We start from the raw sequence: 7,329 nt of genomic DNA, 5'->3' as shown, positions 1-7,329 counted from the left end.
GGGCGTCCCGGCCCGCGGCCCGCCCCGCCCCTTGGGGGGGGGGCCCCCCCGGGGGGCCCCCCCCCCCCCCGCCACTACCCGTCCCAGGCATGCGCCGCAAAACAAGACGGCCCCGCTTTCGCGGGGCCGTTCTGTTCAACACACGCCGGGCATAACCCGGCGGTACATCACTTACGCACCATGTGCAGCCAGCTGGCCCAGGCGCTGCACCGCGACCGAGACGGTCGGGTAGTCCAGGGTCTTCTGCTCGGCCAGTTCGGCCAGCATCGCCAGGGTGAAGCGCAGGCTGTTGTCGTCGCGACCCATCCAGGCCGCCACCTTCGCTTCAGCACTGCTGCCCTTGGTGCCCAGCACCTGGCCCGCCAGGTTGCGGTGGTTGGCGGCCAGCTCGTCACGCAGCACGCCACGTGCCACGGCGTGCCAACGGCCATTGACCTCCAGCGCGTCGACCTGCTCGAACAGCCACGGCAGCTGCAGGGCGTCGCCCAGGCGGAAGTGAACCTTGGACACGTCCACCGGCTTCAGCTTGCGGGTGCGGGCCAGTTCGATGATGTCGAACGCCGGCTCCAGGAAGTGCAGTTCGGCCAGCTGCTGCGCCAGCGCGGACGGCAGGCCCTTTTCCTTCCACTCGGCCACCAGGGCTTCGTAGGTCGGACGCTGCGAATCCGGCAGCACACCCGAAGCAACGCGGATGTCGTTGAACGGACCCTGGTAGCGGTTGACCGCTTCGGTGATGCCCGGCATCGCGCCCGGGCGCGACAGCAGCCAGCGCACGAACGAGCGCTGCAGCTTCCAGATCACTTCCAGTGCATCGATCTGCACCGACTCCGGCACCTTGCCGTCGAGGGCATCGATCTGTGCCCACAGCGCGCGCGCATCCAGCGTTTCACGGCTGATGGTGTAGGCCTTGGCGACCTCGGCGATGGAACGGCCGGTGTCTTCCTGCATGCGCATCAGGAAGGTGGCGCCCATGCGGTTGATGGTCTGGTTGGTCACGGCCGTGGCGATGATTTCGCGCTTCAGGCGGTGACGCTCCATTGCGTCGGCGTACTTCTTCTGCAGCGGGGTCGGGAAGTAGCGCTGCAGCTCCTTGGACAGGTACGGATCTTCCGGAATGTCCGAATCCAGCAGCTGGGCGAACGCCACCAGCTTGGAGTAGGACAGCAGCACCGACAACTCCGGACGGGTCAGGCCCTGGCCGCGTGCCTTGCGCTGCGACAGCTCGGCATCGGACGGCAGGAACTCGATCTGGCGATCAAGCAGGCCCTGCTGCTCCAGGGTACGGATGAAGTGCTGCTTGGAACCCAGGCGCTTGACTGCCATCCGCTCCATCAGGCTCAGCGCCTGGTTCTGGCGGTAGTTGTCGTTGAGCACCAGCTCGGCGACTTCATCGGTCATCGAGGCCAGCAGCTTGTTGCGCTGCTCGACGGTCAGCTTCTTCGCCCGCACCACATCGTTGAGCAGGATCTTGATGTTGACTTCATGGTCGGAGGTGTCGACACCGGCCGAGTTGTCGATGAAGTCGGTGTTGAGCAGCACGCCGGCCTGGGCAGCTTCGATGCGGCCCAGCTGGGTCATGCCCAGGTTGCCGCCCTCGCCCACCACCTTGCAGCGCAGCTCGCCACCGTTCACGCGCAGCGCGTTGTTGGCGCGGTCGCCGACATCGCTGTGCTGCTCGCTGGCGGCCTTGACGTAGGTACCGATGCCGCCGTTCCACAGCAGGTCGACCGGTGCCTTCAGGATCGCGCTCATCAGGTCGTTCGGCGACAGCGCCTTGACGTTCTCGTCCAGGCCCAGCACTTCACGCACCTGCGGGGTGATCTCGATCGACTTCAGGCTGCGCGGGTACACGCCGCCACCCTTGCTGATCAGCTTGGCATCGTAGTCCGCCCAGCTCGAACGCGGCACGGTGAACAGGCGCTCACGTTCGACGAACGTGGTGGCTGCATCCGGGTTCGGGTCCAGGAAGATGTGGCGATGATCGAACGCAGCGACCAGGCGGATGTGGCGCGACAGCAGCATGCCGTTGCCGAACACGTCGCCGGACATGTCGCCGACGCCGACTGCGGTGAAGTCCTGGCTCTGGCTGTCACGGCCCAGCGCACGGAAGTGGCGCTTGACCGACTCCCACGCACCGCGTGCGGTGATGCCCATGCCCTTGTGGTCGTAACCCACCGAACCACCGGAGGCGAACGCATCGCCCATCCAGAAGCCGTGCGCGATGGCCAGGCCGTTGGCAATGTCGGAGAAGGTCGCGGTGCCCTTGTCGGCAGCCACCACCAGGTACGGATCGTCCATGTCGTGGCGCACGACATCCACCGGCGGCACGATCTTGTTGTTGACGATGTTGTCGGTGATGTCCAGCAGGCCCTGGATGAACAGCTTGTAGCAGGCCACGCCGTTGGCGAAGATCGCGTCGCGGTCGCCGTTCACCGGCGGGGTCTTGGCGAAGAAGCCGCCCTTCGCGCCGACCGGCACGATGACGGTGTTCTTGACCATCTGCGCCTTGACCAGGCCCAGCACTTCGGTACGGAAGTCTTCGCGACGGTCCGACCAGCGCAGGCCACCACGGGCGACCGCGCCGAAGCGCAGGTGGGTACCTTCCACGCGCGGGCCGTAGACGAAGATTTCGCGGTACGGGCGCGGCTTCGGCAGGTCCGGCACCAGCGCCGAATCGAACTTGAAGCTGATGACATGGCCGTGCTGGCCGTTGGCATCGGTCTGGTAGTAGCTGGTACGCAGGGTCGCGTCGATCACGCCCATGAACGAGCGCAGGATGCGGTCCTCGTCCAGGCTGGACACGCGGTCCATCAGCTTCAGCAGCGCATCGCGCGCGGCCTGCATCTGCGCATCGCGGTCACCCTTGCGGGCGTCGACCACGGTCTTGAGCACCTTCAGGGTGGCGTCGTCGCCAGCAGCCAGCACATCGAAGTGGGCCTTCAGCTGGGCCTGGCCGGCGGCGATATCGTCCTTGCTCTCATGGCCGGTAGCCGGATCGAAGCGGGCTTCGAACAGCTCGACCAGCAGGCGGGCCAGCAGCGGGTAGCGCGCGAAGGTGCCTTCCACGTAGGCCTGCGAGAACGGCACGCCAGTCTGCAGCAGGTACTTGCAGTAGCCACGCAGCATGGCGACCTGGCGCCAGTGCAGGCCCGCAGCCAGCACCAGGCGGTTGAAGCCGTCGTTCTCGGCATCGCCGTGCCAGACGCGGGCGAAGGTCTCGCCGAAGGCTTCATCGACGCTGGCGGCATCGATCGCGCCGGCGGTCGACTCGACCTCGAAGTCCTGCACGTACACCGGCGCGTTGTCGACCGACAGGCGGTACGGACGCTCGGCGATCACGCGCAGGCCCATGTTTTCCATCATCGGCAGCGCGTCCGACAGCGGGATGTCATCCAGCTGGCGATACAGCTTCAGGCGCAGGCCATCACCAGATTCACGCGGCACGGCCTGCAGGCTCAGGCGCAGGTCGTCCGGGCCGGTCAGGGCATCGAGCTGGCTGACATCGTTGGCGGCAACGGCGGTGCTGTTGTCTTCGATGTAGCCGGCCGGCAGTGCCTTGCCGATGCGGGCAGCGATGCGCAGGCCTTCGGTTTCGCCGTGGCGGGTCACCAGCGCTTCGCGCAGGTCGTCCTGCCAGTTGCGCAGCACCTGGGCCAGCTTCTGCTCCAGTTCGGCGGTATCGACGTCCAGCATTTCGCCCGGCTTGGGGCGCACGATCAAGTGCACCTGGGCCAGCGGCGATTCGCCCAGCACCACCGAGCTGTCCACGTACTCGCCGTGCAGCGCGTCCTTCAGCATCGCTTCGATGCGCAGGCGCACGTCGGTGTTGAAGCGCTCACGCGGCAGGTAGACCAGCGCGGAGATGAAACGGCTGTACTTGTCGCGGCGCAGGAACAGGCGGCTGCGCACGCGCTCCTGCAGGCCCAGCACGCCCATGGCAGTGCGGAACAGTTCGTCCTCGCTGGACTGGAACAGTTCTTCGCGCGGCAGGGTTTCCAGGATGTGGCGCAGGGCCTTGCCGCTGTGGCTGGCCGAGGCCAGGCCCGACTGCTTCATCACGTGCTCGTGGCGCTGGCGCACCAGCGGGATTTCCCACGGGCGACGGTTGTAGGCGCTGGAGGTGAACAGGCCGAGGAAGCGCTGCTCGCCGATGATCTTGCCCTTGGCGTCGAATTCCAGCACGCCGATGTAGTCCATGTAGCCGGCGCGGTGCACGCGCGAACGGGCATTGGTCTTGGTCAGGATCAGCGCGTCCTTCAGCCCGGACGTGGTGTTCAGGCCCTGCGCGGCCAGGGTCTTGACCGGACGGGCGGCGGACTTGTCCTTGCCGCGCATCAGGCCCAGGCCGGTGTCGTTCAGCGGCGCCAGCACCTCTTCCTTGCCCTGCTTCTCGACGCGGTACTCGCGGTAGCCGAAGAAGGTGAAGTGGTTGTCGGCGGCCCAGCGCAGGAATTCCTGTGCTTCCTTGCGCGACGCGTCGTCGACCGGCAGCTGGCGGCTGCCCAGGTCGTCGGCCAGCGCCAGTGCCTTGTCCTTCATCGGCTGCCAGTCGCGCACGATCGCACGCACTTCGTCCAGCGCCTTGCTGATGGCCTGCTCGATGGCCGCCATGGCTTCGGCCGGCTGGCGGTCGATCTCCAGCAGCATCACCGACTCGGCATCACCCTCGCCGACCTTGACCAGCTTGCCGGCCTTGTCGCGGGTGAAGCGCAGCACCGGGTGGCCCAGCACGTGAACACCCACGCCCTGTTCGGCCAGCGACATGGTGACGGTGTCGACCAGGAACGGCATGTCGTCGTTGACGATCTGCAGCACGGTGTGCGGCGATTCCCAACCGTTGGCCTTCGCGGTCGGATTGAACACGCGGACGTTGGCCTTGCCGGCCTTGCGGGCACGGGCGAATTCCAGCGTCTCAGCCGCGAGAGCGGCCCACTCTTCAGCGCTGTGGTGCGGGAACTCGTCCGACTCCATGCGCTTGTAGAAGTCAGTGGCGAAGGCCACCGCTTCGGCCTGTGCGGCCGCGGGGTAACGCTTGCGCAATGCCGTGTACACCGGCTCCAGGGAGAAACCAGCGGTCACTGCGACCTCCGACTCTGCTGGTTTGGTCTTGTTTTTCACGGTCTTGGCTGCGGTTTTTTGCGGTTTCATGGCAGAGCGATGCGCTTGCTCAGTTGGGAAAATGAAATTGTAGCCCTACCGCACGAAAAGGCCTTGCTGCAGGACGGAATAAGTAGATTCGGGTTTGCTGCGGTTTAGACGCCTATTCAGTTCGCACCGGTATGGTGCTGGCGCGCGCTTCAGCACTGCCGACAGGATCGGCAAAGCGTGTTACCGGAAGACACACGCGGCGACGCCGATTCGATTCCACAATCCTGAACTGGACGGTATAGTCCACCGCGTGAACCCGGCCTACCTCCCCGTTGCCCTCGACGCACGCGATGAGCGCGTGTTCGATGCCGTGCGCGAGCTGTTGGCCCAGCAGGGCATGCAGATGAGCATGGACGCGGTGGCCCAGCATGCCGGCTGCTCCAAGCAGACCCTGTACTCGCGCTACGGCAACAAGCAGGAACTGCTGCGCCGGGTGATGCAGCGCCATGTCGGCCACGCTACCGGAGCCATGGTTCGTGCACTCCGCACTGACGACCTGCGTGCCAGCCTGCTCCAGTTCGCCACCGACTTCCTGGAGCATTTCAACCAACCGCACGTAGGGCAGGCCTGTCGGCTGATCGCCGCCGACGCGGCCCAGTTTCCCGAAGAGGCGCGTACGCTGTACCGGCATGGCGCCGGCGCGCTGACGCTTCATCTTGCTGAATGGATTGAAACCGTTTGCATGCGTGGCCAGCTCCGGCATGACGACCCGCACTTCATGGCCGAACTGCTGCTGAGCATGATCGCCGGTCAGGATTTCGACAAACAGCGTTTCCATACCCCCCATCGTGATGACGCGCAGCTGCGTCGGCGCTGGGCAGAGTTCTCCGTCGACAGCTTCCTGCGCGCGTTCGCGCCTCAGCCGTCGGCGGCCCCGTCTTCAAACCAACCCCGGAGTTCCTCCTGATGACCGCCCCACTCCGCACCCTTGCCTTGACGTGCGCCGTTGCTGTCGCGCTGGCTGCCTGCAAGAAGCCGGAACAGCAGACGCCCCCGCCGCCGGAGGTGGGCGTGATCGACGCCAAGCCGCAGACCCTGCCGCTGCAGCGTGAGCTGGTCGGCCGCCTGTCGCCGTTCCGCAGCGCCGACGTGCGTGCGCGCGTGCCGGGCGTACTGCTCAAGCGCGTCTACCAGGAAGGCTCGCAGGTCAAGCAGGGCCAGCCCCTGTTCCTGATCGACCCGGCGCCGCTGCGTGCTTCGCTCAATGCCTCCGAGGCCCAGCTGGCCTCGGCCCGCGCCACCTACGCCAATGCCAAGGTGGCCGCGGACCGCGCGCGTTCGCTGGCGCCGCAGCAGTTCGTCTCCAAGTCCGACCTGGACAACGCCGAATCGGCCGAGCGCACCGCGCTGGCCGCGGTCAAGCAGGCCGAAGCGGCGGTGACCTCTTCGCGCATCAGCCTGGGCTATACCGAAGTGACCGCGCCGATCAGCGGTGTGGCCAACAAGCAGCAGGTCACCGAAGGCGCGCTGGTCGGCCAGGGCGATGTGACCCTGCTGACCACCGTCGACCAGCTCGACCCGCTGTACGTCAACTTCTCGCTGAGCGTGGACGAGTTGACCCAGCTGCGCGCGCAGCAGGCCAAGGGTGCGCTGGCGCTGTCTGGTGACGGCAAGGCTACGGTCAACGTCAAGCTGGCAGACGGCAGTACCTACAGCGAACCGGGCACGCTGGACTTCTCTTCGACCACGGTCGACCCGGCCACCGGCGCGGTGTCGCTGCGTGCGCTGCTGCCGAACCCGCAGCAGATCCTGCTGCCCGGCGCCTTCGTCAGCTTCCAGGCCAACCTCGGCGAGCGCAACAACGCCTACCTGGTGCCGCAGCAGGCGCTGCTGCGCGACACCACCGGCGGCTACGTGATGGTGGTCGGTGCCGACGGCAAGGTGGTGCGCAAGAACGTGAAGACCGATGGCGCGCAGAACGGCAACTGGCTGGTCAGCGACGGCCTGGCCGCCGGTGACAAGGTGATCGTGGCCGGCGTGCAGAAGGTCAAGGAAGGTGCGCCGGCGGTGGCCAAGCCGTGGACCCCGGGGCAGGACGCCAACGGCAAGCCTGCCGCAGGCGGCGCCGCTCCGGCGGGCGCAGCACCGGCCGCAGGCAAGGCACCGGCCGACGCGGCCAAGCCCGAGCAGGCCGATGCGGCCAAGCCGGCCGCCACCGATTCGAACAAGCAGTAACGGGAA

At 66.7% G+C, this 7,329-nt stretch carries 3 protein-coding genes; 2 read left to right on the top strand and 1 reads right to left on the bottom strand.

Annotated features, from left to right (window positions below; translation table 11 throughout):
- Positions 1-171 precede the first annotated feature (171 nt).
- Positions 172-5,148, bottom strand: a complete 4,977-nt coding sequence (locus tag V3B64_RS03410; RefSeq protein WP_149909403.1) for an NAD-glutamate dehydrogenase domain-containing protein — start codon at positions 5,146-5,148, stop codon at positions 172-174.
- A gap of 250 nt (positions 5,149-5,398) precedes the next feature.
- On the opposite strand from V3B64_RS03410, the gene V3B64_RS03405 reads away from it, so the two are divergent.
- A complete protein-coding gene (locus tag V3B64_RS03405) occupies positions 5,399-6,055 on the top strand; it encodes a TetR/AcrR family transcriptional regulator (protein ID WP_032127669.1) in 657 nt (218 codons plus the stop codon).
- Positions 6,055-7,323 carry an efflux RND transporter periplasmic adaptor subunit gene (locus V3B64_RS03400; RefSeq protein ID WP_049422071.1) on the top strand — a complete coding sequence of 423 codons (1,269 nt, stop codon included), beginning with the start codon at positions 6,055-6,057 and terminating at the stop codon, positions 7,321-7,323. Before V3B64_RS03405 ends, V3B64_RS03400 begins: the two co-directional genes overlap by 1 nt.
- The last annotated feature ends 6 nt before the right edge of the window (positions 7,324-7,329 follow it).

The sequence above is a fragment of the Stenotrophomonas sp. SMYL86 genome (assembly GCF_036320025.1).
In the GTDB taxonomy this organism is placed as follows: Bacteria; Pseudomonadota; Gammaproteobacteria; order Xanthomonadales; family Xanthomonadaceae; genus Stenotrophomonas; species Stenotrophomonas maltophilia_A.
Note: the sequence above shows the minus strand (reverse complement) of the source record. Positions and strands in the feature narration are given on the sequence as shown.